General features: G+C 51.8%; 28 protein-coding genes. 18 read left to right on the forward strand and 10 right to left on the reverse strand.

Annotated features, from left to right (window positions below; translation table 11 throughout):
- Positions 1 to 6: 6 nt before the first annotated feature.
- A complete protein-coding gene (locus CGC65_RS03510) occupies positions 7 to 1,014 on the forward strand; it encodes a glycosyltransferase family 2 protein (protein ID WP_002568313.1) in 1,008 nt (335 codons plus the stop codon).
- Positions 1,015 to 1,090: 76 nt separating this feature from the next.
- Here the strand turns inward: CGC65_RS03510 and CGC65_RS03515 are convergent, their stop codons facing one another.
- A complete protein-coding gene (locus CGC65_RS03515; protein ID WP_002568312.1) occupies positions 1,091 to 2,650 on the reverse strand; it encodes a L,D-transpeptidase in 1,560 nt (519 codons plus the stop codon).
- 165 nt (positions 2,651 to 2,815) lie between these two features.
- Between CGC65_RS03515 and CGC65_RS03520 the strand changes: the two genes are divergently transcribed.
- The 11 genes from CGC65_RS03520 (at position 2,816) to CGC65_RS03570 (ending at position 13,342) form a co-directional block, all read left to right on the forward strand.
- A complete protein-coding gene (locus tag CGC65_RS03520) occupies positions 2,816 to 3,835 on the forward strand; it encodes a glycosyltransferase family 8 protein (protein ID WP_002568311.1) in 1,020 nt (339 codons plus the stop codon).
- Position 3,836: 1 nt separating this feature from the next.
- Positions 3,837 to 4,733, forward strand: a complete 897-nt coding sequence (locus CGC65_RS03525) for a glycosyltransferase family 2 protein (protein ID WP_002568310.1) — start codon at positions 3,837 to 3,839, stop codon at positions 4,731 to 4,733.
- A 156-nt stretch (positions 4,734 to 4,889) separates the two neighbouring features.
- Positions 4,890 to 6,005 carry a DegT/DnrJ/EryC1/StrS family aminotransferase gene (locus tag CGC65_RS03530; RefSeq protein ID WP_002568309.1) on the forward strand — a complete coding sequence of 372 codons (1,116 nt, stop codon included), beginning with the start codon at positions 4,890 to 4,892 and terminating at the stop codon, positions 6,003 to 6,005.
- 9 nt (positions 6,006 to 6,014) lie between these two features.
- On the forward strand, positions 6,015 to 6,701 hold the full coding sequence (locus CGC65_RS03535) for a glycosyltransferase family 2 protein (protein WP_002568308.1): 687 nt from the start codon (positions 6,015 to 6,017) through the stop codon (positions 6,699 to 6,701).
- 49 nt (positions 6,702 to 6,750) lie between these two features.
- Positions 6,751 to 8,073: a lipopolysaccharide biosynthesis protein gene (locus CGC65_RS03540; RefSeq protein WP_002568307.1), complete on the forward strand. Its 1,323-nt coding sequence runs from the start codon at positions 6,751 to 6,753 to the stop codon at positions 8,071 to 8,073.
- On the forward strand, positions 8,054 to 9,037 hold the full coding sequence (locus CGC65_RS03545) for a glycosyltransferase (RefSeq protein ID WP_002568306.1): 984 nt from the start codon (positions 8,054 to 8,056) through the stop codon (positions 9,035 to 9,037). Before CGC65_RS03540 ends, CGC65_RS03545 begins: the two co-directional genes overlap by 20 nt.
- A gap of 25 nt (positions 9,038 to 9,062) precedes the next feature.
- Positions 9,063 to 9,512, forward strand: coding sequence for a DUF2304 domain-containing protein (locus CGC65_RS03550; protein WP_002568305.1), 450 nt, complete (start codon positions 9,063 to 9,065; stop codon positions 9,510 to 9,512).
- Complete coding sequence (locus tag CGC65_RS03555) at positions 9,502 to 11,184, forward strand: DUF2142 domain-containing protein (protein ID WP_002568304.1); 1,683 nt, start codon at positions 9,502 to 9,504, stop codon at positions 11,182 to 11,184. The genes CGC65_RS03550 and CGC65_RS03555 overlap by 11 nt, the downstream gene beginning before the upstream one ends.
- A gap of 153 nt (positions 11,185 to 11,337) precedes the next feature.
- Positions 11,338 to 11,892: a dTDP-4-dehydrorhamnose 3,5-epimerase gene (gene rfbC / locus CGC65_RS03560; RefSeq protein ID WP_002568303.1), complete on the forward strand. Its 555-nt coding sequence runs from the start codon at positions 11,338 to 11,340 to the stop codon at positions 11,890 to 11,892.
- Positions 11,893 to 11,911: 19 nt separating this feature from the next.
- Entirely contained in the window at positions 11,912 to 12,724 is an 813-nt protein-coding gene (locus CGC65_RS03565) for an ABC transporter permease (RefSeq protein WP_002568302.1), read from the forward strand.
- 18 nt (positions 12,725 to 12,742) lie between these two features.
- The gene (locus CGC65_RS03570) at positions 12,743 to 13,342 is read left to right on the forward strand and encodes a M48 family metallopeptidase (protein ID WP_002568301.1); all 600 of its coding nucleotides are present in this window, start codon (positions 12,743 to 12,745) and stop codon (positions 13,340 to 13,342) included.
- Between the two features lie 41 nt (positions 13,343 to 13,383).
- Here CGC65_RS03570 and CGC65_RS03575 read toward each other — a convergent pair whose 3' ends face one another.
- On the reverse strand, positions 13,384 to 13,833 hold the full coding sequence (locus CGC65_RS03575; RefSeq protein ID WP_002568300.1) for a GNAT family N-acetyltransferase: 450 nt from the start codon (positions 13,831 to 13,833) through the stop codon (positions 13,384 to 13,386).
- A 160-nt stretch (positions 13,834 to 13,993) separates the two neighbouring features.
- On the opposite strand from CGC65_RS03575, the gene CGC65_RS03580 reads away from it, so the two are divergent.
- From CGC65_RS03580 to gloA2, 3 genes are all read left to right on the forward strand, one after another.
- A complete protein-coding gene (locus CGC65_RS03580; RefSeq protein WP_002568299.1) occupies positions 13,994 to 14,380 on the forward strand; it encodes a cupin domain-containing protein in 387 nt (128 codons plus the stop codon).
- A gap of 18 nt (positions 14,381 to 14,398) precedes the next feature.
- Positions 14,399 to 15,349 (forward strand): DUF4846 domain-containing protein, encoded by a 951-nt coding sequence (locus CGC65_RS03585; RefSeq protein WP_002568298.1) that lies wholly within the window; start codon positions 14,399 to 14,401, stop codon positions 15,347 to 15,349.
- A 117-nt stretch (positions 15,350 to 15,466) separates the two neighbouring features.
- Complete coding sequence (gloA2, locus tag CGC65_RS03590) at positions 15,467 to 15,847, forward strand: SMU1112c/YaeR family gloxylase I-like metalloprotein (RefSeq protein ID WP_002568297.1); 381 nt, start codon at positions 15,467 to 15,469, stop codon at positions 15,845 to 15,847.
- On the opposite strand, the gene CGC65_RS03595 is transcribed toward gloA2, so the two are convergent.
- Entirely contained in the window at positions 15,836 to 17,179 is a 1,344-nt protein-coding gene (locus CGC65_RS03595) for a Na+/H+ antiporter NhaC family protein (protein WP_235622264.1), read from the reverse strand. The two genes, gloA2 and CGC65_RS03595, sit on opposite strands and share 12 nt — an antisense overlap.
- Positions 17,180 to 17,237: 58 nt before the next feature.
- On the opposite strand from CGC65_RS03595, the gene CGC65_RS03600 reads away from it, so the two are divergent.
- Positions 17,238 to 18,713, forward strand: coding sequence for an IS1182-like element ISClbo1 family transposase (locus CGC65_RS03600; protein ID WP_007037661.1), 1,476 nt, complete (start codon positions 17,238 to 17,240; stop codon positions 18,711 to 18,713).
- Positions 18,714 to 18,877: 164 nt separating this feature from the next.
- Here the strand turns inward: CGC65_RS03600 and CGC65_RS03605 are convergent, their stop codons facing one another.
- Complete coding sequence (locus CGC65_RS03605; RefSeq protein WP_002568293.1) at positions 18,878 to 19,450, reverse strand: chromate transporter; 573 nt, start codon at positions 19,448 to 19,450, stop codon at positions 18,878 to 18,880.
- Positions 19,447 to 20,085, reverse strand: coding sequence for a chromate transporter (locus CGC65_RS03610; protein WP_002568292.1), 639 nt, complete (start codon positions 20,083 to 20,085; stop codon positions 19,447 to 19,449). The genes CGC65_RS03605 and CGC65_RS03610 overlap by 4 nt, the downstream gene beginning before the upstream one ends.
- A gap of 202 nt (positions 20,086 to 20,287) precedes the next feature.
- Between CGC65_RS03610 and CGC65_RS03615 the strand changes: the two genes are divergently transcribed.
- The gene (locus tag CGC65_RS03615) at positions 20,288 to 21,178 is read left to right on the forward strand and encodes a LysR family transcriptional regulator (protein WP_002568291.1); all 891 of its coding nucleotides are present in this window, start codon (positions 20,288 to 20,290) and stop codon (positions 21,176 to 21,178) included.
- A gap of 8 nt (positions 21,179 to 21,186) precedes the next feature.
- On the opposite strand, the gene CGC65_RS03620 is transcribed toward CGC65_RS03615, so the two are convergent.
- The 3 genes from CGC65_RS03620 to CGC65_RS03630 form a co-directional block, all read right to left on the reverse strand.
- A complete protein-coding gene (locus CGC65_RS03620; RefSeq protein WP_002568290.1) occupies positions 21,187 to 21,870 on the reverse strand; it encodes a Crp/Fnr family transcriptional regulator in 684 nt (227 codons plus the stop codon).
- Between the two features lie 143 nt (positions 21,871 to 22,013).
- On the reverse strand, positions 22,014 to 22,751 hold the full coding sequence (locus CGC65_RS03625; RefSeq protein ID WP_002568289.1) for a 4Fe-4S binding protein: 738 nt from the start codon (positions 22,749 to 22,751) through the stop codon (positions 22,014 to 22,016).
- Positions 22,744 to 22,992, reverse strand: a complete 249-nt coding sequence (locus CGC65_RS03630; protein ID WP_002568288.1) for a 4Fe-4S binding protein — start codon at positions 22,990 to 22,992, stop codon at positions 22,744 to 22,746. Before CGC65_RS03630 ends, CGC65_RS03625 begins: the two co-directional genes overlap by 8 nt.
- Positions 22,993 to 23,108: 116 nt before the next feature.
- Here CGC65_RS03630 and CGC65_RS03635 point away from each other — a divergent pair, with 116 nt between their 5' ends.
- The gene (locus tag CGC65_RS03635; RefSeq protein ID WP_002568287.1) at positions 23,109 to 23,708 is read left to right on the forward strand and encodes an NUDIX hydrolase; all 600 of its coding nucleotides are present in this window, start codon (positions 23,109 to 23,111) and stop codon (positions 23,706 to 23,708) included.
- Positions 23,709 to 23,783: 75 nt separating this feature from the next.
- Here the strand turns inward: CGC65_RS03635 and trxA are convergent, their stop codons facing one another.
- Positions 23,784 to 24,116, reverse strand: coding sequence for a thioredoxin (gene trxA / locus CGC65_RS03640; RefSeq protein ID WP_227125873.1), 333 nt, complete (start codon positions 24,114 to 24,116; stop codon positions 23,784 to 23,786).
- 137 nt (positions 24,117 to 24,253) lie between these two features.
- A complete protein-coding gene (locus tag CGC65_RS03645; RefSeq protein WP_002568285.1) occupies positions 24,254 to 24,712 on the reverse strand; it encodes a rhodanese-like domain-containing protein in 459 nt (152 codons plus the stop codon).
- Positions 24,713 to 24,816 lie beyond the last annotated feature (104 nt).

A 24,816-nucleotide genomic window follows, 5' to 3' on the forward strand; every position in this document is an offset into this window, starting at 1 on the left:
CAGGATATGGGAGACAGAGTGGAAGGCGGAACCGGGCCTCAGACCGCAGATACAGCTATTATGGCCAGCATCAACTGTGTTACATTCAACCATGCAGATTATATCAGAACAGCCCTGGACAGCTTTCTGATGCAGAAGACAGATTTTGCATTTGAGATACTGGTTCACGATGATGCATCCACGGACGGGACCAGCAGCATTATCCGGGAATATGCGGCCAGGTATCCGGACCAGGTGAAGCCGTTAATTCAGACAGAAAACCAGTATTCACAGGGAATTGACAACATCAGCGGAGCCTTTAACTTCCCCAGGGCCAGGGGAAAGTACATTTTTATGTGTGACGGGGACGACTATTTCCTGTCACCGGATAAGCTTCAGAAGCAGGTGGATTACATGGAAGCCCACCCTGACTGTACCTTGTGCATCCACAGCGCCAAAATAGATTTGGTGGGAAGGGCGCTGACAGAGGGACAGATGAGGCCGTACCGGGAGAGCCGCGTACTGCCGCCGGAGGAAATCATCGACAAGCCTTCGGGATACGCCATGTCGTCCATGGCATTTCCGGCCCGTCTGGTGAGGGAGCTGCCGGATTACTATGTGGACTGTCCTGTGGGGGATACGCCCATCCAGCTGATTGCGGCGGCAAATGGATACGGGTATTATTTTGACGATGCCATGAGCGCCTACCGGGTGGGCGTGGCAGGCTCCTGGACCGTGGAGGGAAAGAACGGGGATTACCAGGGAAAGCAGAGGGCTTACTGTGATCGTATGAAGCGCACCTATGAGCAGTTTGACAGGGCCACAGGGGGCAGGTTTAAGGAAGCGGCAGAGAGCGCTGCCCGCAGGACTTATTACCAGACAATGGTAAACACCAAGCAGTTTGAAGAGATATTCAATCCACAGTACCGCAGGTACTATAAAGAGCTTACGCCCAGGATGCGGTTTTTCCTGAGATTTGAGCACACCATGCCGGTAGTATACGAAATGGCGAGGAAGACGTTCACTGGAAAGTGATTCCAGTGAACGGTTCCCCGCCATTTTTGCTGTATGCGTTACAGCCTGGTTTTAATGATTACCCATGGTTTAAAGATTACTGCTGCTGGGCAAAGAGAGGATCCGTGGGATCCCAGTGCTGGTCTCCCGGAATGACCCACTCAATAGCCGGCCGGTCATAAGGGCCTGGCTTTGGTGAGTTGTAGATGGTCACCGTTGTGCCCAGGGCACAGTTGTCATATACCCACTTGGCGTCTCCGGAAAGGAGGCGGACACAGCCGGCTGACTCTGCGATACCCAGATAATTATAGGTCAGCGGATCTAATGTCATGGGGTCCGGACGGCTGTACAGGATGGAGTGAATCAGGAAACCCTTGTAAATACGCGTCGCGTACTGGGTGAAGATTCCGTGGTTCATGTCACGCCAACGGTACTTGGCCGGGGTTTGGAAGGTTCCAATGGGTGTATCCGGTCCGGTAGAGGTAAGATAGGTCTTTACCGGGATGATGAAGCCGTTGGCGCCGTCCTGTGCAAAAATGGTCATACAGTTCATCTGCTTGTTGATGCTGATGAGGAACGGGCCGCTGTTGCCCACAATGGGCTCTAAGTCGGTCAGCAGCTTGCCGGTTTCGTCAAAGTAATACTTGAAACCGTCTATGTACTGCCAGCCTGTTACAGGCGCATTGTTTACAAAGTAGTAGCGGTCCCTGTCATTCCAGGCCCATCCGGTAAATGGAACGCCGTTGCCGCTGCTGTACGCCACTGCCCCGTCCACAACCTGGATTCCATCCGGGAACGCTGCTTCCAATGGTTTCTCCATGTTGTAGGAAGCGCCTTCCACACCTTTGCCCCAGAGAGAGACCCTGAAGCTGCTCAGCACCTTTCCTGTGCCCATGGTTCCTGCTGTTGCGCTGTTGCGCGCCCAGTTTAACTCTGTCCCGTCGTTCAGGGTAGTGCAGTAGTAAATATCAAATGTGTTGCCCACAAAGCCGTTGAAACGCATCTGGATGGCTTCCACCAGGGCACCGTCCTCCCAGACAGTTGTGTGGCCGCCGTTCATGGCCCAGTCGCTCCATCCATGTGCGCTGGTATACGTCCTGTAAAGGATATCGCCCACGATGTTGTTCAGATAGACGGACATGGAACGGAATCCCTGTTCAGACACCACCGGTGTATCGCCTATTACAGGGTCAGTCCATGTGGTATCCGGACGGAGCACCTGAATCTGAAGAAAAGGTGTATTGGCTGATGCCTGTCTGGCTGCTTCTTCTGCTGCAAACTGGGCTGCGGCGGCTGCCTCGGCATCGGCCTGGGCAGAATCGTCTGCTGCCTGTGCCGCGTTCTGGTCCGTGGCAGCGGAGGTCACGCCGTCCGTGCCGGCTGTACCAGCGGCTGCCTCGGTGCTGCCGGCTGCTGCGCCGGCGCCATCGGCCTGTTCTGCCGGGGCTGCGTTGGCCGGAGCCACCGCCTGAGGGCCGGAGCCCTGTCCATCTCCACTCTGGCCGTCTAAAGAACCAGGGGAGGTTTGTTCGACTTTTGTGGAAAAAGCCGGACCATAATTAGAATCATCCTGCGCGGCCAATGCGGGTCCGGCCTGACCTAAGACCAGAAGTCCGGACAGAAGGGCTGCGGCAGCACGCTTCATTAACTTATTCATTCGTAACATCCTCCTGAATTTTATATAGATTACCATACATGTCTTAATCTATCATATTTGGCAGGAAAATTCCAGATGTGATTTACTTTTTACCTGCTATAATGTAAAATTGTAAACAAAATGACCTTAGAAAGACTAGAGAATGTAAGAAACAGGTGCCATAATATGGATTGGAATACAGAAACTGTTAATATTATTTACGCGTCCAATGACGGGTATGCCGGACATCTGGCAGCCTCCCTTTATTCCCTGTTAGACCACAACAGGAATATCCCCCGGATGGACATATATATCCTGTCCGTGGGAATGAGTGAGGCTTACCTTGAACGGCTGGCCGGTATTGCGGGGAAATTCTGCCGCAGCCTTCATGTGGCTGAGCTGGGAAACCTGAGGGAGCGGTTCGACTATGCTGTGGATACCAGGGGATTTGATATAAGCGCCATGGGGCGCCTCTTTGCCCCCAAGGTGCTGCCGGACAGCGTAAGAAAGGCCCTGTATCTGGACTGCGATACCATTGTGAACGGAAGTATCCGTCCTCTGTATGAGACGGAGCTTGGAAACCATCTGGCCGGCATGGTGATGGAGCCAACGGTTTACAGGGAGATGAAGGAATCCATCGGCATGGAAAAGGATGAGCCTTACTATAATTCCGGAGTCCTGCTTATAGACCTGGAGGCATGGAGAAACCAGGATGTGCTGGGGCAGCTGCTGGAATTTTACAGGGTTCATCAGGGCAGCCTTTTTGCCTGTGACCAGGATACCATAAACGGGGCGCTGAGGGGCAGAATCATGACGCTGCCGGTCCGGTATAATTATTTTACCAACTACCGGTATTTCAGATACAGGACCCTGGTGTCCATGTGCGGGGCATACCGGGCAGTGGGGGAGGACGGATACCGGCAGGCGGGAAAGGCCCCTGTCATCATCCATTATCTGGGAGACGAGAGGCCCTGGATAGCCGGGAACCACAACCATTTCAGAAGGCTCTATGAGTATTATCTGGATAAGACTCCCTGGAAGGGAACCCCAAAGCAGGAGGGAAAGAGGCTGTACATGCACATGTGGTGGGTGTTTAACCACGCAAGCCTTATCTGCCCTGCCTTCCGGCTGTGGATCAGCCGCAGGCTGGGAATGAGGCTGGTGGACAGCCGCAGGAAGCAGAAGGCTTTTGGAAGCGGGAAATGATATGGATAAGATAAGCATGATTATATTGAACTATAATGACTCTTACACCACCCTGTCATTGGTGGATGAGGTTAAGGATTATGAATGTCTGGACTCCGTGGTGGTGGTGGACAATCACTCATCCGATGATTCATGGAAGCGCCTGCAGACACTGAATGGCAGCGGCAAGGTCCACGCGCTCAGGCTGGAGCAAAACGGCGGCTACGGTATGGGAAACCAGGAGGGAATCAATTACGCCGTAAGCTGTCTGGAGGCAGACTATGTAATCATTGCCAACCCGGACATTCATGTGACCCCCCGCTGTATCCGGCGGGTAAAGGATGCACTGGACAAGACACAGGGCGCGGTGGCTGCCTCGGCCAGGGTGAAGGACCCGATGGGGGGAGAACTGTTTTCTTACTGGACCCTCCTTCCTCTGTGGAAGGATCTGCTGGATACAGGACTGGTTACCAGGCGGCTGTTTAAGGCCATGCTGAATACGCCTTCCTACAGGCTCGCATATGCGGGGGATGAGGACTGCCGCCTGGTGGATGCGGTTCCCGGGTCCTTTTTTATGTTAAAGACAGGCATTCTCACGCCGGGGGAAATAAAAGAAGTATTTGACAAACACATCTTTTTGTATTATGAAGAAAAGGTGCTGGGACAGAAGTTCAGGAAAATGGGGCTTAAGACCGTGCTGGTTACGGATGAGTCCTATGTCCATGCCCACTCTGTCAGCATTGACAAAAGCTTTAAACGGATCGTGGATAAGCAGAGGCTGCTTCACAGGAGCAAGCTGTACTACTATAAGGAATATCTGGGAACCGGCCCCGCAGGCATGGCAGCGGCAAGGGCTGTATTGGGACTCGTCCTGGCAGAGGTGTGGTTTCTGACCGTGGTGTGCAGGATGCGGTGGTAGGACGGCGCGGGGCATCGGCATAGAGATGTGCGGCGGCGCGTGAAGGCAGGCTTTGAGAGGCGCAGCGGTGCGTGAAGGCAGGCAGTGAGAGGCGCAGCGGAGTGCGGAGGCAGGCTTTGAGATACAGGGAGGCCTGCAGAAAGGACAAAATGACGTATGAACGGACAGGAAGATAAAGAGAAGGAGATACTGGTCACCCGGTCCTCCCTTCCTTCTTACGAAGAATATATAGAGATGATAAAACCCATATGGGACAGCGCCTGGCTGACGAATATGGGGGATTTCCATAAACAGCTGGAAAAGGAGCTTAAGGAGTACATGGGAATCCGGAACATGGTGCTGTTTGTAAACGGGCACATGGCCCTGGAAATGGCCATCCAGGCCCTGGAGCTGACGGGCGAGGTGATTACCACCCCCTTCAGCTTTGCGTCCACCACCCATGCGATTGTGCGCAATAACCTGACTCCGGTATTCTGCGACATCCGTCCCGAGGATTACACCATGGACCCGGAAAAGATCGAGGCCCTGATTACGGAAAAGACCTCGGCCATTATGCCGGTCCATGTGTATGGGAACCTGTGTGATGTGGAGCGGATTGAGGCCATAGCCAGGAAACACGGGCTGCGGGTGATATACGATGCGGCCCATACCTTTGGGGAGCGGTATAAGGGAAAAAGCGTGGCCGAGTTCGGAGACGCCAGTATTTTCAGCTTTCATGCCACCAAGGTGTTTAACTCCATTGAAGGGGGAGCGGTTACCTTCCGGGAGGACTGGATGGAGCACCGTCTGAATTGTCTTAAGAATTTTGGGATTGTGGACCAGGAGCATGTGGTATGGGTAGGCGGGAATGCCAAGATGAATGAATTCCAGGCAGCCATGGGACTGTGCAACCTGCATCATCTGGACCAGGAGATAGACAGGCGCAGGCTGGTGGTGGAACGTTATCTGTCCGGCCTGGCAGGCGTGCCGGGTATCAGGCTGCCTTCCTTCAGGGAAGGGCTTACGCCCAATTATGCCTACTTCCCTGTGCTGTTTGAGGACTTTAAAGCTGACCGGGATCAGGTATATGACTGCCTGGCAGGGCACAGAATATACCCGAGAAAATATTTTTATCCCCTGATTAATGATTTCCAGTGTTACAAGGGCAGATTTTCCTCCAAGGATACGCCGGTGGCAGCCTATGTGGCTGACCGTGTGCTGACGCTTCCGTGCTATGCAGATCTGGAGCTGGAGGATGTGGACCGTATCTGCGGCATCATCAGGGGGATGTAGGAGACGAACATGGATAAGGTACTGCTGGTGATACCGGCTTTTAATGAGGAAAAGAACATAGAGAGGGTGGTGGAGGACCTGGTCAGGGGTTTTCCCCAGCTGGATTATGTGGTGGTGAACGACGGTTCCAGGGACTGCACCGCCAAAATCTGCAGGGAAAAGGGATATAACCTTCTGGACCTGCCGGTGAATCTGGGATTGGCCGGATGCTTCCAGGCCGGTATGAAATACGCCTACAGGAAGGGGTACCGCTACGCCATCCAGTTTGACGGAGACGGACAGCACAGGCCGGAGTACATTGAGGCCATGAGACAGAAGATGGAGGAAGGGTATGACATTGTCATCGGCTCCCGGTTCGTGACGGAGAAAAAGGGATGGTCGGCCAGGATGATTGGGAGCAGAGTCATAGGCAGCGCCATCCGGCTTACCACCGGCACCAGGGTGACGGATCCAACCTCGGGCATGCGCATGTTCAACCGGAAGATGATAGAGGAATTTGCCCTTAACCTGAATTACGGACCGGAGCCGGATACAGTTTCTTTTCTGATCAAACAGGGTGCCAGGGTAGCGGAGCTGCAGGTGACCATTGACGAAAGGACGGAGGGGGAGAGCTATTTGAAACCGCTGACAGCCGTCCACTATATGGCCAGGATGCTGATTTCCATTCTTATGATTCAGAATTTCAGGAAACGCTAGGGGCGTTTGAAAATTGCTTTCCGGCTATCCTCCGGAGCTTGGAGAATATATGAAGAATCTGACGAAACATTTATTATATAAAGGAACGGATATCGGGCGGCAGAACGTGGTCTGGAATATTGCAGGGAGTTTTGTCTATGCATTGGCCAGCATGGTTCTGTCTTTTCTGGTCATACGGGTGGTGGGAGACGGACAGGGAGGCATCTTTTCCTTCGGATTTTCCACTCTGGGACAGCAGATGTTCATTGTAGCTTATTTTGGTATCCGTCCCTTCCAGATTACGGACGGAACAGGTGAGTATTCCTTCGGGGATTATCTGGAGCACAGGAACATAACATGTATTATGGCCCTGGCGGCAGGGGCTGTGTTCCTCACCTTTATGCACGGTGTGGGGCGTTACCCGGCGGACAAATGCATGATTCTCATTCTGCTTGTCATATACAAGGTAATAGATGGGTATGCTGATGTATATGAGTCGGAGTTCCAACGCCAGGGAAGCCTGTATCTTACGGGAAAATCCAACTTTTTCCGTACTCTTTTTTCAGTCAGCGTATTTCTGGTGACGCTGGCGGCGTTTGAACACCTTTTGTTCTCCTGTCTGGCCGCGGTGGCTGCCCAGGCAGCCGGAATCGCTTTGTTTAACCTGGATGTTATCCATGCCCTTCCGTCGGTGGACTGGAACAAGGGGGAAAGAAAGACGGGAAGGCTGTTTAAAAGTACCTTATTCCTGTTTATATCGGCTTTTCTGGACTTTTATGTGTTCTCAGCTGCCAAGTATGCCATTGACGCCAGGATGAATGACGCTGCGTCGGGATACTTTAACTTGATTTTTATGCCTACCTCTGTTATTTATATGGTAGCTAATTTTGTAATCAGGCCCTTTCTGACCAGGCTTACAGACTTGTGGACCGGAAGGGACTATGACTGCTTTAAGAAGGAGCTCATGCGCATCGGCGCCATTATCCTGGGACTAACGGTACTGGCAGTGGGGGCCACTGCTGTTTTGGGAAAATGGGTGCTGTCCGTGATGGAGATGATTCTTGGGAGCGGCTATGAAGGAAGGCTGGTCAGCTATTACGGGGCTTTCATCATCATAGTTCTGGGAGGAGGGTTCTATGCCCTGGCCAACCTGATGTACTATGCCCTTGTGATCATGCGCAGGCAGAAGGCCATATTTACCGTGTATCTGGCAGCCGCGGCAGCGGCTGCGGTATCATCCGGCTTTCTGGTATCAAAATTTGGAATCAATGGGGCGGCAGGCTGCTATCTGCTGCTTATGATAGGATTAGTGATAGGTTTCGGCCTGTATACGGCGGGCGCCTATCAGAGTGAGAAAAAGGAGAATGCCGGTAATGGAGGAAGTAACACGTAATACTGAGATAGCGGATGGCCGGGAGAGAAAGCGCGTGCTGCGGGTGGATGTAATCATACCCACCTACAAGCCCGGAAAAAAGTTCTCCAGGCTTTTAAAGATGCTTTCCATGCAGACCTATCCCATAGGCAAAATCATTGTCATGAATACAGAGAAGGCCTACTGGAATGATAAGGGCTTTGAGGGTATCGGCAATCTGGAAGTGCATCATCTGTCCAAGGAGGAATTTGACCATGGAGCCACCAGAAACAGGGGGGCCCGCTGCAGCAGGGCGGATATCATGGTATTCATGACAGACGACGCGGTTCCGGCCGATGAAAGACTGATTGAGCATCTGGCGGCTGCCTTTGACAAGAGGGGACCCGGCGGTGAGTCGGTCATCATGGCCTATGCCAGGCAGCTGCCGGATAAGGACTGCGCCATGGCAGAGCGATTTACCCGTTCCTTTAATTATCCGGAGGACAGCTGTATAAAGACCAAGGAGGACCTGGGAAGAATGGGCATCAAGACCTTTTTTGCCTCCAATGTATGCTGCGCCTATGACAGGGAGAAGTTCTGGTTCCAGGGCGGTTTTATTCAAAAGACCATATTCAACGAGGATATGATATTTGCGGGGAAGGCAGTGCTCCAGGACGATTATGCCATCGCGTATGTGGCGGAGGCCAGAGTCATTCATTCCCACAATTATGGGTGCGCGGCCCAGTTCCATCGCAATTTCGACCTGGCCGTATCCCAGGCAGACCATCCGGAGGTGTTCGCAGGCATTCACTCGGAGGGCGAGGGAATACGTCTGGTCAGACAGACAGCCCGTTACCTTGTGACCCACCGCCGCCCATGGCTGGTGCCCGGACTGATTGTAAAGAGCGGATTCAAATACGCGGGCTACCGTCTGGGCAGGTGTTACCGTTTCCTTCCTGTGAAGCTGGCGGCAGCGTGCAGTATGAATAAGGAGTATTGGAAATAACAAAAGAAGGCAGGGGATTCATCCTATGATGACAGTGATATTCAGAGTGATTCTGGTTATAGTCTCTATATTGACTATGGCTTTTATGATGCGGAAGATTCGGCAGGCTAAGGTACAGATTGAGGCGGCGCTGTTCTGGGTTATCATGGCCCTGATTCTGGTGGTGTTCTCACTGTTTCCGGCTGTGGCGGATGCCTGCGCCCACTTGCTGGGAATTTATTCCACGCCTAATTTTCTCTTCCTGTTCATGATTTTTCTGCTGATTGTAAAGGTATTTGGAATGACACTCCAGATGTCCCAGATGGAAAGCAGGCAAAAGGAGCTGGTGCAGCGCATTGCACTGGACCAGAAGGACAGGGAGGAACTGGAGCTTAAGATACAGCGGTTCCTGGAAAAGGAGGAGTCAGCCGGAAAGGACAGCAGGGAGGTCATGAGTACAAAGAAAATGGCCGGGGAGGAAACAGATGGCAGGTAAGAAAGCGGGGAGGAAACAGGAGAGCGGCAGACCGGGAATCAGGCACGATGCCGGGTCGGGGAGGATGCTGAGCGGACATTCCCGCTGTGTCTGGCTGATAGGCTCTTTCAGCGTTCTTGCCCTTGGACTGTGGCATATGACGGATGTCAGGGCCGGTGTCCTTGAAACAGGGGACCGCTTCCTCTACGGATGGTACGGCGGGCTGATGGTCTTTGCGGTTCTGGTACTGGCGGCAGTGGGATATTTGTTCCTGGTAAGGCGGGACTATGGCCTGGCGCGGATATTTCCCGCAGCAGCCATGGGAATCGGCCTGATGTATATGGTGGTCCTTCCTCCCCTGTCAGCACCGGACGAGGTGAGCCATTATATCAGCGCCTACCAGCTTTCAAGCCGCCTGATGGGCAGGACGGCCCGGGCGGAGGACGAGCGGGTATTCATAAGGGCCCAGGATGTATTCATCGAGGACCTGACGGGAGTTATGGATTATGAAGCTGTGGAAAACGGCGGAAAAACAGCGGTTGTACTGGGACAGAAGCTGGAGGAGGGCACATACAGGACCATAAAGGAGAGGGGCCTTGGCGGCACTGGTGAGGAGGGCACAGTCATGTCATACCAGATGCCGGTACGGACCACGCCCCTGGCCTATGTTCCCCAGGCCATGGGCATTGCCCTGGCAAGGATGCTGGGACTGGGCGGTCTGGGTCTGTTATTTCTGGGACGCCTGTTCAACCTTATGTTTTTTACTGCCATGGGATGTCTCACTATACGAAGGATGCCCTTTGGCAAGGAGGTGGCAGCAGGAGCAGCCCTGCTTCCCATGACCCTCCATCTGGCGGCCTCCTTTTCTTATGATGTGATGATTATAGCCCTCAGCGGATACTTTTCAGCGGTATGCCTTGATTTGGCCTATAAAGCTGAGCGCGTGGAGGTTAGGGATGTGGCTGTACTGGCCCTTGTGATGGCTGTCATGGGGCCCTGCAAAATGGTGTACGGCGTCATAGCCGGTTTCTGTCTCCTGATACCGGTGAGGAAGTTCGGAGGCTGGGGAAAATGGAGCCTGTCGGCTGCTTCCGTACTGGGAGCATTTGCCGCGGCCATGGCAGTGGTAAACCACAGGACGGTGTCGCTGTACACCCAGGCTGACCAGGGATATGTAGCCTGGGCCGGGGAAACAGGCTACACCTTCGGACAGCTGCTTCACAGTCCCTTGCTGGTGCTTAAGATGTGTTACAATACCCTGGCCTGGCAGGGGGAACAGCTCTACTCCGGTATGATTGGAGGAGCGCTGGGGAATATGGATGCAGTGCTCAACACCCCTTATGCGGTCATACTGGGTCTGACAGCCATATTGGTGATGCTGGCGCTCAGAAAACCAGGAGAGAGCATTTTTATCCAATGGAAGGGCCGTCTGTGGATATGGTTTCTCTGCCTGGTATGCCTGGGAGCGCTGATGTTCTCCATGCTGCTGGCCTGGACGCCGGTGAGCTCCAATGTCATAAACGGTGTACAGGGAAGATATCTGCTTCCGCTTCTCCCCATGTTCCTTCTCAGCCTTAAAAATGACAAGGTGGTGCGGACGGACTGGGATGACAGGGGACTGCTGTTTGCCATGGCCGCCATGGATATCTACGTGGTGCTGCGCCTGTTCAGCCTGGTATGCCTGAGGGTGTGACAAAGCTGTCCCAAATTGCGGTCCGCAAGTGCATAAGGACTTGCCAGTCAGTGGATAAAGTGATAGAATTGCCAGATGGATGTGGATAACGTCTGTCAAACGGCTGCGGGCCGGTCAGACGTGTTTGACAATAAAAAAGGAGCGAATGGATTTATGGGAAAGATTAAAGTGACCCCCTGCGACATCAAGGGGCTGTATGTGATTGAACCTGCAGTTTTTAAGGATGAGAGAGGCTATTTTATGGAGACCTACAATCAGAATGATTTTAAGGAAGCAGGTCTCGGCATGGTGTTCGTACAGGACAACCAGTCCATGTCCGTCAAGGGCGTACTGAGAGGGCTGCATTTCCAGAAGCAGTATCCCCAGGGCAAGCTGGTAAGGGTGGTGAGAGGTACTGTCTACGATGTGGCGGTGGATCTGCGTTCTGATTCCGAAACCTACGGAAAATGGTTTGGCGTCATTCTTTCCGCAGAGAATAAGAAGCAGTTTTATATACCCGAAGGATTTGCCCATGGATTCCTGGTGCTGTCCGATGAAGCGGAATTCGCTTATAAGTGCACGGACTTCTACCATCCGGGAGACGAGGGCGGCCTGCTGTGGAGCGACCCTGAAATCGGGGTGGACTGGCCCATAGAACCGGACATGCAGCTGATTATATCGGATAAGGACAGAAAGTGGAGCGGCCTCAGGGATACCTTCAAGTTCTGATGAAAAGGAATTTACTTATATGAATTATGTGCTTTCTCTGATGAAAGAGATTATAGGAAAACGGAAGCTTATATGGGATTTGGGCAAGGCTGATTTCCGGAAACGCTTTGTGGGCTCTTACTTTGGGGTGGTGTGGATGTTCATACAGCCTATCGTGACAGTCAGCATCTATGCGGTCGTATTCGGAATGGGCTTTAAATCCCCGCCTCCCATTGAAGGGTTCACTTATGTGGAGTGGCTGGTGCCGGGCATTGTGCCATGGTTCTTTTTCAGTGAATCCGTCAACAGCATTACCAACTGTCTCCAGGAGTATAATTATCTGGTGAAGAAGGTGGTGTTCAAGGTGGAAATACTGCCCATTATCAAGCTTATATCCTGTCTGCTGGTCCATGCCTTTTTTGTGGTCATCATGTTTGGGATGTATCTGATTATAGGCAGGATGCCCTCTGTCATATGGTTCCAGCTGGTGTATTATTCCCTGGCTGCCTCTCTGCTGGCCCTGGGAATCGGATTTTTTACCAGCGCGGTTAATGTGTTCTTTAAGGATATGGCGCAGATCGTGAGTATCTGCCTCCAGTTCGGTATCTGGATGACTCCCATCATGTACCACGAATCCATGTTTACCGGAGCGGGAAAATGGGTGGAAGTGCTGTTCAAGCTGAATCCTTTTTATTATGTGGTGGCCGGGTACAGGGATACCATGCTAACAGGAAACTGGTTCTGGGAACGGCCCACACTGACCCTTTATTACTGGGGCTTTACCGCGGTGGTGCTTTTGCTGGGACTTAAGATGTTCAAGCGTCTCCGTCCCCATTTTTCTGATGTTCTGTAGGATAACAAGGAGCGTTACATGATACAGAAGGTGGAGATTAGCTGGCGCCATAGGGAACAGGAGGGTGTCATTCCCGTAGAGGTGGTCTACTCCAGACGGCGTACCATAGGACTGGAAATCAAGGCAGACGGCCATGTGTATGCCAGAGTGCCGGAGCGCATTCCAAACCAGTACGTGATGGACTTTATAAAGGAGCGCCAGGAATGGATTGTGCAGAAATGGTTCATGATTATGGAGCGGCGCAGGCAGGAGCAGTCAAGGCCGGTCAAAGACTATGAGAAGGACCCTGAGCTGGAGAAGCTTTACCGAAAGAAGGCTAAGATGCAGCTGGAGAACCGGTGCGCCTATTTCGCAAAGCGCATGGCAGTGGATTACAACCGCATTGCCGTGCGGGCCGCCAAGACCCGTTGGGGCAGCTGCAGCGCCCAGGGGAATCTGAACTTCCACTGGAAGCTGGTGCTCATGCCGCCGGAAATACTGGATTATGTGGTGGTTCATGAGCTGGCCCACAGAAAAGAGATGAACCATTCCCAACGGTTCTGGGCTGAGGTGGAGCGGATCCTGCCGGATTACAAGGCCCGGAGAAAGTGGCTGAAGGAGTTTGGAAGCCAGGTTTAGCCGGGAGGCAAAACGGCCTGGTCCCGCTCCTTTTGCGGCAGTTATGCCATGTCCCGTTCCCGTTTCAGATAGACCATGTCCACCAGCTGGATTCCGTCCTCAATGATGGGATGGTCGTAATTGTCGGTAAAAAAGCGCTCCACCCGGTGGGAATCTATAAAACCGCAGGCATGGTAAAAGCCCAGGGAGAGAGGGCTGTCCCCGGTTCCCACATAAAGGGTCCTTAAATCCGGATAATAGGTAAAAACATATTCAATCAGGCGGCGGCCGTATCCCTGTCTATGGAACTGGGGGGCTGTCGCTATATTTTTAAGCTCATATATGCCGGGACCTTCTTTTGTCACCACGCATTCCGCCCGGACTGTGCCGTCTGTCAGCACAAACATATCGCCCCGCTCCAGGTAGCGGTCCACCATATCCTCCTGTTCGTCTGCCAGCAGGAGCAGGTCCAGATACTTCTTTTTGTCCTTTTTTACCTGAATGATTTCCATGATTAATTCCCCTGTTCTTTCATTTTTTTGTGTTGCGGTAAGCTCATTATACCATTGTTGGGAGCATGAGTACAGCGCGCTCTTAAACAGGGAGCGCACAAAGGATTGACGCATGTGCCGGAAGGCTGTAAACTGTTGAGTAAAAGGAGGGCGCCGGCATATGAGACCAATCAGTTTTTCTGGCATGGAGGATGCCATAACCGTACAGAAGCCCAATGGAACCCATGTGAGCTACCATATCTTTGAGGAATCCGAAATTCACCTGAACCGGATTACACCGGGGAGTGTTCAGGAATGGCATTATCATACCCGTATAGATGAGTGCCTTCTCATAACAAAGGGGGTGCTGACCTGCCGCTGGCTGGAGGACGGGGCGGAGAGGACGAGGAAGGTCCGTGAGCAGGAGATTGTCCGTGTGGGAAGCTCGGTTCACACCTTTGCCAATGAGTCGGAGGAGGATGTGGAATTTGTGGTGTTCCGGTTTGTTCCTGACGGCAGGGATAAAAGGGAGACCATAAAGAGCGACAAGGTGGTTGTGGACAGGTGACAGGGAGGAGAAAAATATATGGTTAAATGGATTAGGGGGGCTGCGGGTATGGTATTTCTGGCTGCTTTCCTGTGGGGATGCAGTCCGGGGCAGGCAGATGAACAGACGGCGGAGGAACAGCAGCAGGCTGTGGCCGGACTGGAGGGAAGGGATGTACAGAGGGTGACGCAGACAGCTTCGCCGGAGCCGGAGGGAACGGGAATTGCCGTGAATCCCTCAGGAGCCGTTCTTTCAGAGCGTATTCCCGTACCGTCAGGATTTCAGAGAACAGATGCCGGGGAGGGAAGCTTCCAGGACTATATCAGGTCCTATCCCCTTAAGCCGGACGGGAGCCCGGTGATGCTGTACGACGGCAGTGAAAAGGGAAACCAGACAGCCCATCAAGCGGTATTTGCTCTGCCTGTATTTGACAGTGACTTGCAGCAGTGCGCGGACAGCCTCATGCGTATGTACGGAGAGTACTTGTGGGCCCATGGGGCCGGTGATGAGATTGCATTTCACCTTACCAACGGATTTTTGATGGATTATCCCTCCTGGAGAGAAGGGAACCGCCTGTCAGTGGACGGAAACCAGGTGTCGTGGGTTAAGAAGGCTTCTTATGATGATTCTTATGAGACATTCCTGCTCTACATGAAGTATGTGATGATGTACGCAGGCACCCTTTCCCTGGACAATGAGTGTACGGCCATTGATATAAGCCTGATAAAGGCCGGTGACATGTTCATAAAAGGGGGAAGTCCGGGGCACTGCGTCATGGTGGCGGATGTGGCTGTGAACGGGGATGGGGACATCTGTTTCCTTCTGGCCCAGGGATATATGCCCGCCCAGGATTTCCACATTCTTAACAATCCCCTTCATATGGACGATCCGTGGTATTATGCCTCGGAGCTTTCCTATCCCCTTAAGACGCCGGAGTATGTGTTTCAGGAGGGGAGCTTAAAACGCTGGTATCTCAGTGACTTTTTGTAGGGATTTGGCTGACTGTGGAAAGAGAACAGTCTGCGGAAAAGGGACGAAACAGAGTACATGCGGCCCGCAGCAGGGACAGCCTGGGAATAACCAGGCGCAAGCAGGAGGAAGTATGAAATGGATTTAAAGAAAATACACCATGTGGCTATTATTGTTTCAGATTATGAGGTGTCCAGAAGATTCTATGTGGAGCTTCTGGGATTTAAAGTGATCCGGGAAAATTACAGGCCGGAAAAAGATGACTATAAGCTGGATCTGGAGCTGGACGGGTGCGAACTGGAGCTGTTTTCAGGGAAGCATAATCCTCCCAGGCCAAGTTACCCTGAAGCCCTGGGACTGAGACACCTGGCTTTCCGGGTGGAGGATATGGATGCTGCCGTGAGGGAGCTCAATGAAAAGGGAGTGGATACAGAGCCTGTCCGCATGGACCAGTTTACAGGCAGGAGAATGACGTTCTTTCATGATCCCGACGGCCTGCCGCTGGAATTACATGAATGAGGTGAAGGCAGTGCGTCCGGCCCGGATCCGGTCATGGTACAGGGCCGTAATCAGGTTCCACAGGGGAACCAGATACAGGTAAAAAGCATAAAACATGCATCCCATGGGAGCGCCGATGGCGGCCACCGGCACAGTGCCGGCAATACCCCAGGGAATCAGGGCTGCAATGAGAATGGCTGTGTCCTCCAGCGCGAGGGCCAGCTTTTCCTTTTTGGGGTAAAGCCCGTCGCACATCTGGCAGGTAAGGATGGTGGCCAGGCTCTGGTTGCAGCTGACCGCACAGGAGAGGACCGAGGTCACCAGGACAGTGCCAAAGGGAGTAAGGCGCCGGGCAGACCTTAAAAGGGCATGCTTTACCCCGGACAGCAGGCAGGTGTGTGAAAAGATTCCTGAGTAGGAGGCGGAGATGAGCACGATGATGCCCACCTTTACCATGGAGCGTATGCCGCCACCGTTCAACAGCTGGGCCAGTCGCGTCCCGTCCTGGGCCTCATATCCGTATAGGAAGCAGCGCAGCAGGACCAGGGGGGAGGCTCCCTGGACAAACAGGGCCACTGCGGCACCGGCTGCAATGCTGACGGCCATAGCATATTTTACATCCACGCGCAACAGGGACAGAACCAGAATCAGGACAGCCGGAAGCATGGCGGCCCAGTGGAGGGAGAAATTTGTCCTGAACAGGTCCAGGAGCTCCCTGTCCGCCGGAGCGCTGGAACCGGAAGCCAGGACCACATAGAGGATGCATGTTGCGGCTAAGGGAACCGCGCTGCTGCGGCACATAAGCTTTATGTTCAGATAGATGTCTGTCCGGGTCAGGCTGCATATCAGCTGGGCGCTGGAGGACATGGGGGAGCAGCGGTCCCCGAAAAAGCTTCCGGAGAGGATGGCGCCGCCTGTAAGAAAGGGGCTTAAGCCTGCTGCATTCGATATGAGCATGCATATGACTCCCATGGTACTTGCCGTGCCAAAGGAGGTACCGGTGAGGAAGGACATGGAAGAACACAGGAGGAAGGTGCAGAGCACGAAATACCTGGGATGTATGAATCCTACCGCATAATATAGGATATAGGGGATGGTGCCGCTGATTCGCCACACAGCGGTCAGGCCTCCGATAAATACAAAAATAATAAGGATATTCCGTACCTGGGAAATACCCTCCCACAGCATGGAGCCGGTTTCCCTTGCCGAATATCCTTTGGCCAGACAGTAGATGGAAAAACAGAGCAGGCCGAACAACAGGGCATACAGAATCTGTATGCCCGCAGACTGTAGACAAATTCCGAGGACAAGTGCCTCGGAATTTCTTCGCCATTGAGCCAGAAAAGTCAGCACTTACAAGACTTTGAGGCTCTTTTTTGGTATAATAGATGTATCAAATACAGGCGGTGAGATGCTTATGATGACACAGAATGCGGATAAAAAAAGAGAACAGATTCAGTTGTTTTGCATGGATGACATGGTTCCACAGGACCATCTGCTGCGGATCATCGACAAAGCAATCGACTGGTCCTTCATTTATGAACTGGTAGAAGATAAATACAGTCAGGACAACGGACGCCCCAGTATGGACCCCGTCATGCTGATCAAGATTCCTTTCATCCAATATCTTTATGGCATTAAAAGCATGCGCCAGACGGTAAAAGAGATTGAGGTAAATGTCGCCTATCGCTGGTTCCTCGGGTTGGATATGCTGGATAAAGTGCCACATTTTTCAACCTTTGGAAAGAACTATACGAGACGCTTTAAAGACACCGACCTGTTTGAACAGATATTCGCGCATATCCTTTCTGAATGCTACAAATTTAAGCTGGTAGACCCTAATGAAGTTTTTGTGGATGCCACCCATGTAAAAGCCAGAGCAAACAATAAAAAGATGCAGAAGCGTATTGCTCATGATGAGGCATTATTTTTTGAAGATCTGCTGAAACAGGAAATCAATGAAGACCGTGAAGCACACGGGAAACGTCCGCTGAAAGAAAAAGAGGATGACAACAATACACCATCCGGTGGAGCCGGCGGCAAAGAAGAAAAGACAGTGAAAGCAAGCACTTCTGATCCGGAAAGCGGATGGTTTCGCAAAGGAGAACATAAACATGTATTTGCTTATGCAGTACAGACCGCATGTGATAAGAATGGATGGATTCTCAGCTATAGCGTTCATCCCGGGAACAATCATGACAGCAGAACCTTCAAGTCTTTATATGACAAGATAAAAGGGATCGGAATAGAGACCCTGATAGCCGATGCAGGATATAAAACTCCCGGTATAGCAAAACTTTTGATCGATCAAGGAGTCAAACCGCTCCTACCATACAAACGCCCCCTGACAAAAGAGGGTTTCTTCAAGAAATACGAGTACGTTTATGATGAGTATTACGACTGCTATATCTGTCCCAACAATCAGGTGCTGACCTATCGAACAACCAACCGTGAGGGATATCGCGAGTACAAAAGCTGTGGAAGTGCCTGTGCAAGCTGTGCCTATCTTGCAAAATGTACCCAAAGCAAAGATCATGTAAAGACGGTTATGCGCCACATATGGGAACCTTACATGGAGATGTGTGAGGAGATCCGCCAAACCCTGGGTATGAAAGAATTATATTCACAAAGGAAAGAAACCATAGAACGAATCTTTGGAAGTGCAAAGGAGAATCATGGTTTTCGATATACACAGATGTTTGGAAAAGCCCGAATGGAAATGAAAGTCGGGCTTACATTTGCCTGCATGAATCTGAAAAAGCTGGCCAGGATGAAAGCGAAATGGGGAGCAGCCCATTTCACAAACTTTATTTTGAACGCAATTTGGTTAATAAAAGAAAACTGGCTTTGGGATACAAAGCCCAAAACCAGTTTGTCTACAGTCTGAGGGCATACAGAATCTGTATGCCCGTAACAATGCAGAGTCCGAGACCTGCCAGAAATAATCCAAGTGCAATACATTCCGCTAACATAGAATCCTCCGGGTGTTTTGTTTGATGTACCCATTCGATTCTATATCGGAACCTCTTTAAAGTCAATGATAAGCAGATGCTATATCACGCGCATGGCCAGCTGGCAGGCTGTTTCAGCCAGTCCTGACAGCACCATGACCAGGATGGGATTCATCTTAAAACGTATGAGCAGTATCATGGCGCCGGTGAAAATACATACGGAACGCAGGTTTATGGCTCCCAGGTCAGGGGTAAAGCCCGCCAGTCCCCAGAAGGCAGTGACCAGTATGCTGACGCCCGCTGCACCAATCATGGCTACCACGGCAGGCCGCAGGGATTTGAGGACACCCTGGATCAGGCTTAAATTCCTGTATTTGAGATAGATCTTTGCAAGAAGGGTAACCAGGATGCAGGACGGCAGCACGCACCCAATGGTCGCCGCCAGGGCCCCGGGCGTACCTGCAATGCGGGTGCCCACGAAGGTGGCGGCATTGATGGCAATGGGACCAGGGGTCATCTGGGAAATGGTCACAAGGTCTGTAAACTCAGCCAGGTTCAGCCAGCCGTGAAGGGTGACCACCTGGTTCTGGATCAGAGGCATGGCGGCATATCCGCCTCCGAAACTGAATGCGCCAATCTGCAGAAAGCTTAAAAATAGCTGGAAGTAAATCATAGCGCGCCTCCTTCCGTCCCTTTTTTATTATGCCCGGAAGAGAGGGTCCGCACCACACCTATGGCGGCGCACAAAAGGATGATCAGGACTACGTTGACATTGTATACATAATTGGCAATAAAGGCCGCGGCCATAATCAGGACGGATATCCACTGTCTGTCTTTTACGATGCCGCTGCCCATCTCCCAGACCACCTGGGCAATGACAGCCCCCACGCCGGCCTGCATTCCGTTTAACATCCATCCCACAAAAAGGTTGGAGCGGAAGGCGGCGTAGCAGAAGGAGATCAGAGTCAGGATGGTAAACGGCGGGAGGACAGTGGCAATGACCGCGGTCAGTACCCCTGCCATGCCGGCCAGTTTATAGCCTACCACGATAGCCCCGTTGACAGCGATGGCGCCCGGCGAGGACTGGGCAATGGCCACCAGATCCAACATCTCCTGTTCATCAATCCAGTGGTATTCGTCTACAAATTTCTTCTTCATCAGTGTGACGATGACATATCCGCCACCGAAGGTAAATGCGCTCAGATACAGGGTTGAGAGAAAGAGTTTTGCCAGAAGGGAGCCGCGGCTGCCCGCGTGTCCCGGAGCCCTGGAGGAAGCATGCTTTTTTGATTTTATGTTAACTACCATGACGGTATCCCCCTTTTAACAGTAATACATGTAACTATCATCATGTATTTGTTTTTTCTGCTATTACTATACAGCTTGCAAATCCATATGTAAAATACTATAATTAAATAATAATTATAATAGATGTATTATATATGTGCCCTATGTCAGACTGCAGAGATGTACCCTCAGTCTGCCATGCGCGGTTCAGGAAAAGAGGAACATGACATTTCGCCATCTGAAGATATTTGTTACCGTATGTGAGACAGGGAGCATGACGGCCGCCGCTTCCCAGCTGTTCATCGCCCAGCCGTCCATCAGCCTGGCCATCTCAGAAATGGAAGACTACTACGGGGTAAAGCTGTTTGACCGCATATCCCGCAAGCTGTATCTGACAGAGAACGGCCGCAGGGCCCTCCAGTATGCCAGGCATATCATAGATCTGCTGGATGAGATGGAGCAGGGGGTCCGGGACGTGGACGCCATGGGGCGGCTCAAGGTGGGCACCAGCATTACCATAGGGACCTATCTGCTGCCCGGTTATATCAAGAAGCTGAAACAGCAGTATCCGGCCCTGAAGGTGGAGGCATCCATTGCCAATTCAGGAACCATTGAACAGCAGATACTTGACAATGATATAGATGTGGGAATCATAGAGGGGGTAGCCCACAGTCCCTTTATCCTCAGCGAGAGCTTCGCAGGGGACCGGCTGGTATTTATATGTCCGGCTGGCCATGAATTTGCCGGAAAAACTCTGGAGGAGCTGTCGGAGGTACGGAATCAGGATTTTATTTTACGGGAAAAGGGAAGCGCCGGAAGGGAGATATTTGACGGTATACTGGCCGCGCAGGAGCTGAATGTCCGCCCTATATGGCAGAGCGCCAGCAATCAGGTCATCCTGCAGGGGGTAAAGGCAGGGCTGGGTATTTCCATTCTGCCCTATTTTCTGGTGCGCCAGGATATCCGGGAAGGGGAACTGGCTGAATTCCGGATAAAGGACCTGGCTCTGAACCGGAAGTACTCTGTGATTTACCACAAGAATAAGTTTCTGCCCCGCAGCGCCAGGACACTGATGGAGCTGTGCAAAGAGGGGAACGGGGCAGACAGGCCCTGAAAGCTATTTCAAGTCAGCAGTTTTTTTAGGCCGGAGACATTTTTTATGGTAATGGTTCCGCGGCCAAGGGCAACCAGGCCCTCTTTTTCAAAATATTTCAGCATGCGGGACACCACCTCCCTGGCAGTGCCCAGGTTCTTGGCTATCTGTTCATGGGTAGTGGAGATCACATCGGAGCCCAGCTTGACATATTCATCTGCCAGGTAAGCGGCCAGACGTTTGTCGAAGCTGGAGAAGAGAAGCTGCCCCATGGACCACATGACGTCGGAGAAACGTTCCGCAGTCTGGCGGTAAATGTAGTTTTCCGCATATATATTTGCCTCCATGAGACGGTGGATGCCGGAGGCGCCGGTGATGAGAAGGGTGGAAGCAGCGGTGGACTCGATGAAGATATCAAAGGTGATTTCCTGCATCATGCAGGCAGCCGATAGGGTGCACACCTCACCCGGACCCAGGCGGAACAGGGTGACCTCCCGGCCCTCCTCAGACTGTATATAGGTGCGCAGCTGGCCGGATAATACGATCAGAATGCCCAGGCATTCCTCAGAACGGCTGTGGACAAAGCTTCCTGGTTCATAATCCCTGATATAGGAGCTGGTTTTAAGCTGCTCCCTCTGGGTATCGGTGAGTTTTTCCCAGAAGGGGTAGCATTTTTTCAGAGTATCTGTGATGTTCGGGCGGCTATGGTTCATGGCGGACGGCTCCTCCTTATAGTTGGGAGTTTAAATACAGGGTGTAATTATATATATTCTTATAGTGTAGACAATTTCCTGTATTTTGTCAAAGGATGAGAGGTATAAAGGGGCCGCGGCATGGGAACGGACTGTCTGCAAAGTCATGAAAGAGATTCGTCTGAGCAGGAGGAGCTGCAATCGGAAGAACTGCAGCCGGAGGAGCTGCAGCCGGAAGCACCGCAGCCCGAAGAACTGCAGCCGGAAGAACCGCAGCCGGAGGTCCCGCATTCGGATGCCGCACCAGGGCACGCTCCCGCCTTTGCCTTGCATATCATCTGGGTCATAGTACCCATGGGGCAGTAGACGCACCAGGAGCGGGGGCGGAACAGGGCCATGGTGGCCAAACCTAAAATGGTGGAGGTCAGCATGACGCTGTAGAAGCCAAAGGCAAACTGGGCGGTCCACAGGGGAAGGCCGGTGCCGTGATAGGCGTGCTGCCAGGGCAGGCGGAAGGTCCACAGCACTGTGACTGCCTGCTTTAAGCCGGATGTACCCCTGAACACCAGGTAGGTGTTAAAGAGCATCTGGCAGAACATGACTAAAAAGAATACAAGGAAACCATAGCGGAATGCTTTGGATTTCATCCACCCGGGTATCTCACGGTTGGGCGACAGATGCAGTTTTTTGCCGAGAATGGAAAACAGCTGTCCCCTGCCGCAGTAGCGGTTGCAGTAGAGCTTGGATCCGGTGGCAATGGAGATGGCTAAGGGCACCAGAAAACAAATCAGGCCCAGCCATGCAAACATGATATTGAAAAACCCCAGAAACAGGTACAGCAGGGATGCAATCCAGAGATAATCGTACCAGTGTTTTTTCGCTTTAAGGGCTGGCTTATTCATGGCGGTTTCCTCCTGTCTGGGCAGATTCTATTTCCTGATGGCTGCGGGGAAGAATGGATATTACGCTGGCCGGACATTCCTTTGCGCAGAGGCCGCATCCCACACAGGCGTCCTGATTGACCACTGCGTAGGAACCCTTAAACACGGAAAGGGCCTGGCGGGGACATACCTTAAGACAGCAGCCGCAGGCCACGCAGGTACCGGCATCCACACGGGCAAGATTCTTGGATAAATGACTCATGATAAAACACCTCATAATTATTTGATGTATCAAAGATATCATAAAACAGGAAAGGTTTCGGTGACCGGGGTCACACAGGAAACTGTAATAAAAATACAAAAGGAGCTGGAACATGTATGCCAGGGAAAGGAGAAGTATATAAAATGGACCGCGCGGATTTGATTAAGCAGATAGAGAGCTACTGCCCATATAATGAACAGGAGGAGGCAGACCGTCAGATGATTCTGAAATGCCTGAAGGAGGAAGAGGATATATTTGACAGGGGAAACTGCCTGGCTCACATGACAGCCTCGGCGTGGGTGGTGAATCCCGGCCGGACAAAGGTACTGATGGTATATCACAATATATATAAATCCTGGTCATGGCTGGGGGGACACGCGGACAATGAGCAGGACCTGCTGCAGGTGGCTGTGAGGGAGGTAAAGGAGGAAAGCGGGCTTGCCAGGGTACGGCCGGTATCGGAGGATATCTACAGTCTGGAAGTCCTGACCGTGGACGGACATGAGAAGCGGGGGGCCTATGTGGGTTCCCACCTGCATCTGAATGTTACCTATCTTCTGGAGGCAGACGAGAACGATGCCCTGTTTTCAAAGGCAGATGAAAACAGCGGGGCAGCCTGGTTCGGCCTGGAGGACTCGCTTAAGGCATCCTCTGAGCCGTGGATACGCCAGCGGATTTATGCCAAGCTCAATGGGAAGTTAAAGAAACAGGGATAAGGGATAAAACACAGGCCGGGTCCATCTCGGGAACCGGCCTGCCAAAAAGGGAATGCAAAAATGTGTGATGGCTTATTATTTTAACTTGCTGATTTCCTTATCAATATCAGCTGGTGAAACCAGACCCACTGACTTGGATAACACCTCGCCGCGCTTGAAGTAGATAAGGGTGGGAACACTCATTACCTGGAAACGGGCCGCCAGGTCCATCTCCTCATCAATATCTACTTTATAAAAATGTACATCTGAAAATTTGTCTGCCGCCCGTTCTATGACAGGACCCAGCATCTTACAGGGACCGCACCATGTTGCAAAGAAATCCACAACCACCAGCTCGTCGCCGGCGTTTACAGCCTGCTCAAATTCATCCTTATTTAAATGTTTCAATTCCATAGTTATTACCTCCAGGTTTTCTCTTTTTTGTGTTTTGCTCTATTGATTATAGGATACCACATTTTGTACTTGTGTTATGTGATAAAAGTCACCGAACATTCATTCTTTAATCTTATATATAAGCTTGCAATATTAAGCTGTTCTAATATAAATCAGTTTTCTGTTACTGTTTCATAGGGCCAGTCCACAATTCCGCCAAAATCATATACATGTTTGTAGCCCAATTCCACCAGCTGGTCCGAAGCGCGTTTGCTGCGGATACCGGTGCGGCAGTGAACCAAAAGCACTGCTTCCGTGTCAGGAAGTTCTACGGGCTTCGTATCACCTATGGACTCCACCGGTATCAGAATGGAGCCGGGAATATGTCCGGCCGCATATTCTTCCGCCGTGCGCACATCCACTACCGTGGCATTGCCCTCGTCCATCATCTGCTTTGCCTCCTCGGCAGTGATTTTATGATATGCCTCATCAGATGTCTCATCAGCCGGTTCTTCTGCGGGAGACGGGGACGGACTCTGTGTTGAGGCCATGGCTTCCCTGGGGGCGGCGGGGCTGCAGGCAGCTAAGATGGCGCTGCATATAAGGACAGCTGTAAAAATCGTACCTTTCATGTGTTTCCTCCTATTCTGTAATCAAAACTCGTACAGTTCATACTGTAACTATAATATATACAGTTATATATGTCAAGGGGATTCTTAACTTTTTTTGAAAAATA

The organism is Enterocloster bolteae (genome assembly GCF_002234575.2).
Taxonomy (GTDB): Bacteria; Bacillota; Clostridia; order Lachnospirales; family Lachnospiraceae; genus Enterocloster; species Enterocloster bolteae.

What these genes read in the sequence shown, in the direction of transcription:
- CGC65_RS03510 (WP_002568313.1), top strand. Translation starts at nt 7, where the DNA reads ATGGGAGACAGAGTGGAAGGCGGAACCGGGCCTCAGACCGCAGATACA.
- CGC65_RS03515 (WP_002568312.1), bottom strand. Translation starts at nt 2,650, where the DNA reads ATGAATAAGTTAATGAAGCGTGCTGCCGCAGCCCTTCTGTCCGGACTT.
- CGC65_RS03520 (WP_002568311.1), top strand. Translation starts at nt 2,816, where the DNA reads ATGGATTGGAATACAGAAACTGTTAATATTATTTACGCGTCCAATGAC.
- CGC65_RS03525 (WP_002568310.1), top strand. Translation starts at nt 3,837, where the DNA reads ATGGATAAGATAAGCATGATTATATTGAACTATAATGACTCTTACACC.
- CGC65_RS03530 (WP_002568309.1), top strand. Translation starts at nt 4,890, where the DNA reads ATGAACGGACAGGAAGATAAAGAGAAGGAGATACTGGTCACCCGGTCC.
- CGC65_RS03535 (WP_002568308.1), top strand. Translation starts at nt 6,015, where the DNA reads ATGGATAAGGTACTGCTGGTGATACCGGCTTTTAATGAGGAAAAGAAC.
- CGC65_RS03540 (WP_002568307.1), top strand. Translation starts at nt 6,751, where the DNA reads ATGAAGAATCTGACGAAACATTTATTATATAAAGGAACGGATATCGGG.
- CGC65_RS03545 (WP_002568306.1), top strand. Translation starts at nt 8,054, where the DNA reads ATGGAGGAAGTAACACGTAATACTGAGATAGCGGATGGCCGGGAGAGA.
- CGC65_RS03550 (WP_002568305.1), top strand. Translation starts at nt 9,063, where the DNA reads ATGATGACAGTGATATTCAGAGTGATTCTGGTTATAGTCTCTATATTG.
- CGC65_RS03555 (WP_002568304.1), top strand. Translation starts at nt 9,502, where the DNA reads ATGGCAGGTAAGAAAGCGGGGAGGAAACAGGAGAGCGGCAGACCGGGA.
- rfbC (WP_002568303.1), top strand. Translation starts at nt 11,338, where the DNA reads ATGGGAAAGATTAAAGTGACCCCCTGCGACATCAAGGGGCTGTATGTG.
- CGC65_RS03565 (WP_002568302.1), top strand. Translation starts at nt 11,912, where the DNA reads ATGAATTATGTGCTTTCTCTGATGAAAGAGATTATAGGAAAACGGAAG.
- CGC65_RS03570 (WP_002568301.1), top strand. Translation starts at nt 12,743, where the DNA reads ATGATACAGAAGGTGGAGATTAGCTGGCGCCATAGGGAACAGGAGGGT.
- CGC65_RS03575 (WP_002568300.1), bottom strand. Translation starts at nt 13,833, where the DNA reads ATGGAAATCATTCAGGTAAAAAAGGACAAAAAGAAGTATCTGGACCTG.
- CGC65_RS03580 (WP_002568299.1), top strand. Translation starts at nt 13,994, where the DNA reads ATGAGACCAATCAGTTTTTCTGGCATGGAGGATGCCATAACCGTACAG.
- CGC65_RS03585 (WP_002568298.1), top strand. Translation starts at nt 14,399, where the DNA reads ATGGTTAAATGGATTAGGGGGGCTGCGGGTATGGTATTTCTGGCTGCT.
- gloA2 (WP_002568297.1), top strand. Translation starts at nt 15,467, where the DNA reads ATGGATTTAAAGAAAATACACCATGTGGCTATTATTGTTTCAGATTAT.
- CGC65_RS03600 (WP_007037661.1), top strand. Translation starts at nt 17,238, where the DNA reads ATGCTTATGATGACACAGAATGCGGATAAAAAAAGAGAACAGATTCAG.
- CGC65_RS03605 (WP_002568293.1), bottom strand. Translation starts at nt 19,450, where the DNA reads ATGATTTACTTCCAGCTATTTTTAAGCTTTCTGCAGATTGGCGCATTC.
- CGC65_RS03610 (WP_002568292.1), bottom strand. Translation starts at nt 20,085, where the DNA reads ATGGTAGTTAACATAAAATCAAAAAAGCATGCTTCCTCCAGGGCTCCG.
- CGC65_RS03615 (WP_002568291.1), top strand. Translation starts at nt 20,288, where the DNA reads ATGACATTTCGCCATCTGAAGATATTTGTTACCGTATGTGAGACAGGG.
- CGC65_RS03620 (WP_002568290.1), bottom strand. Translation starts at nt 21,870, where the DNA reads ATGAACCATAGCCGCCCGAACATCACAGATACTCTGAAAAAATGCTAC.
- CGC65_RS03625 (WP_002568289.1), bottom strand. Translation starts at nt 22,751, where the DNA reads ATGAATAAGCCAGCCCTTAAAGCGAAAAAACACTGGTACGATTATCTC.
- CGC65_RS03630 (WP_002568288.1), bottom strand. Translation starts at nt 22,992, where the DNA reads ATGAGTCATTTATCCAAGAATCTTGCCCGTGTGGATGCCGGTACCTGC.
- CGC65_RS03635 (WP_002568287.1), top strand. Translation starts at nt 23,109, where the DNA reads ATGCCAGGGAAAGGAGAAGTATATAAAATGGACCGCGCGGATTTGATT.
- CGC65_RS03645 (WP_002568285.1), bottom strand. Translation starts at nt 24,712, where the DNA reads ATGAAAGGTACGATTTTTACAGCTGTCCTTATATGCAGCGCCATCTTA.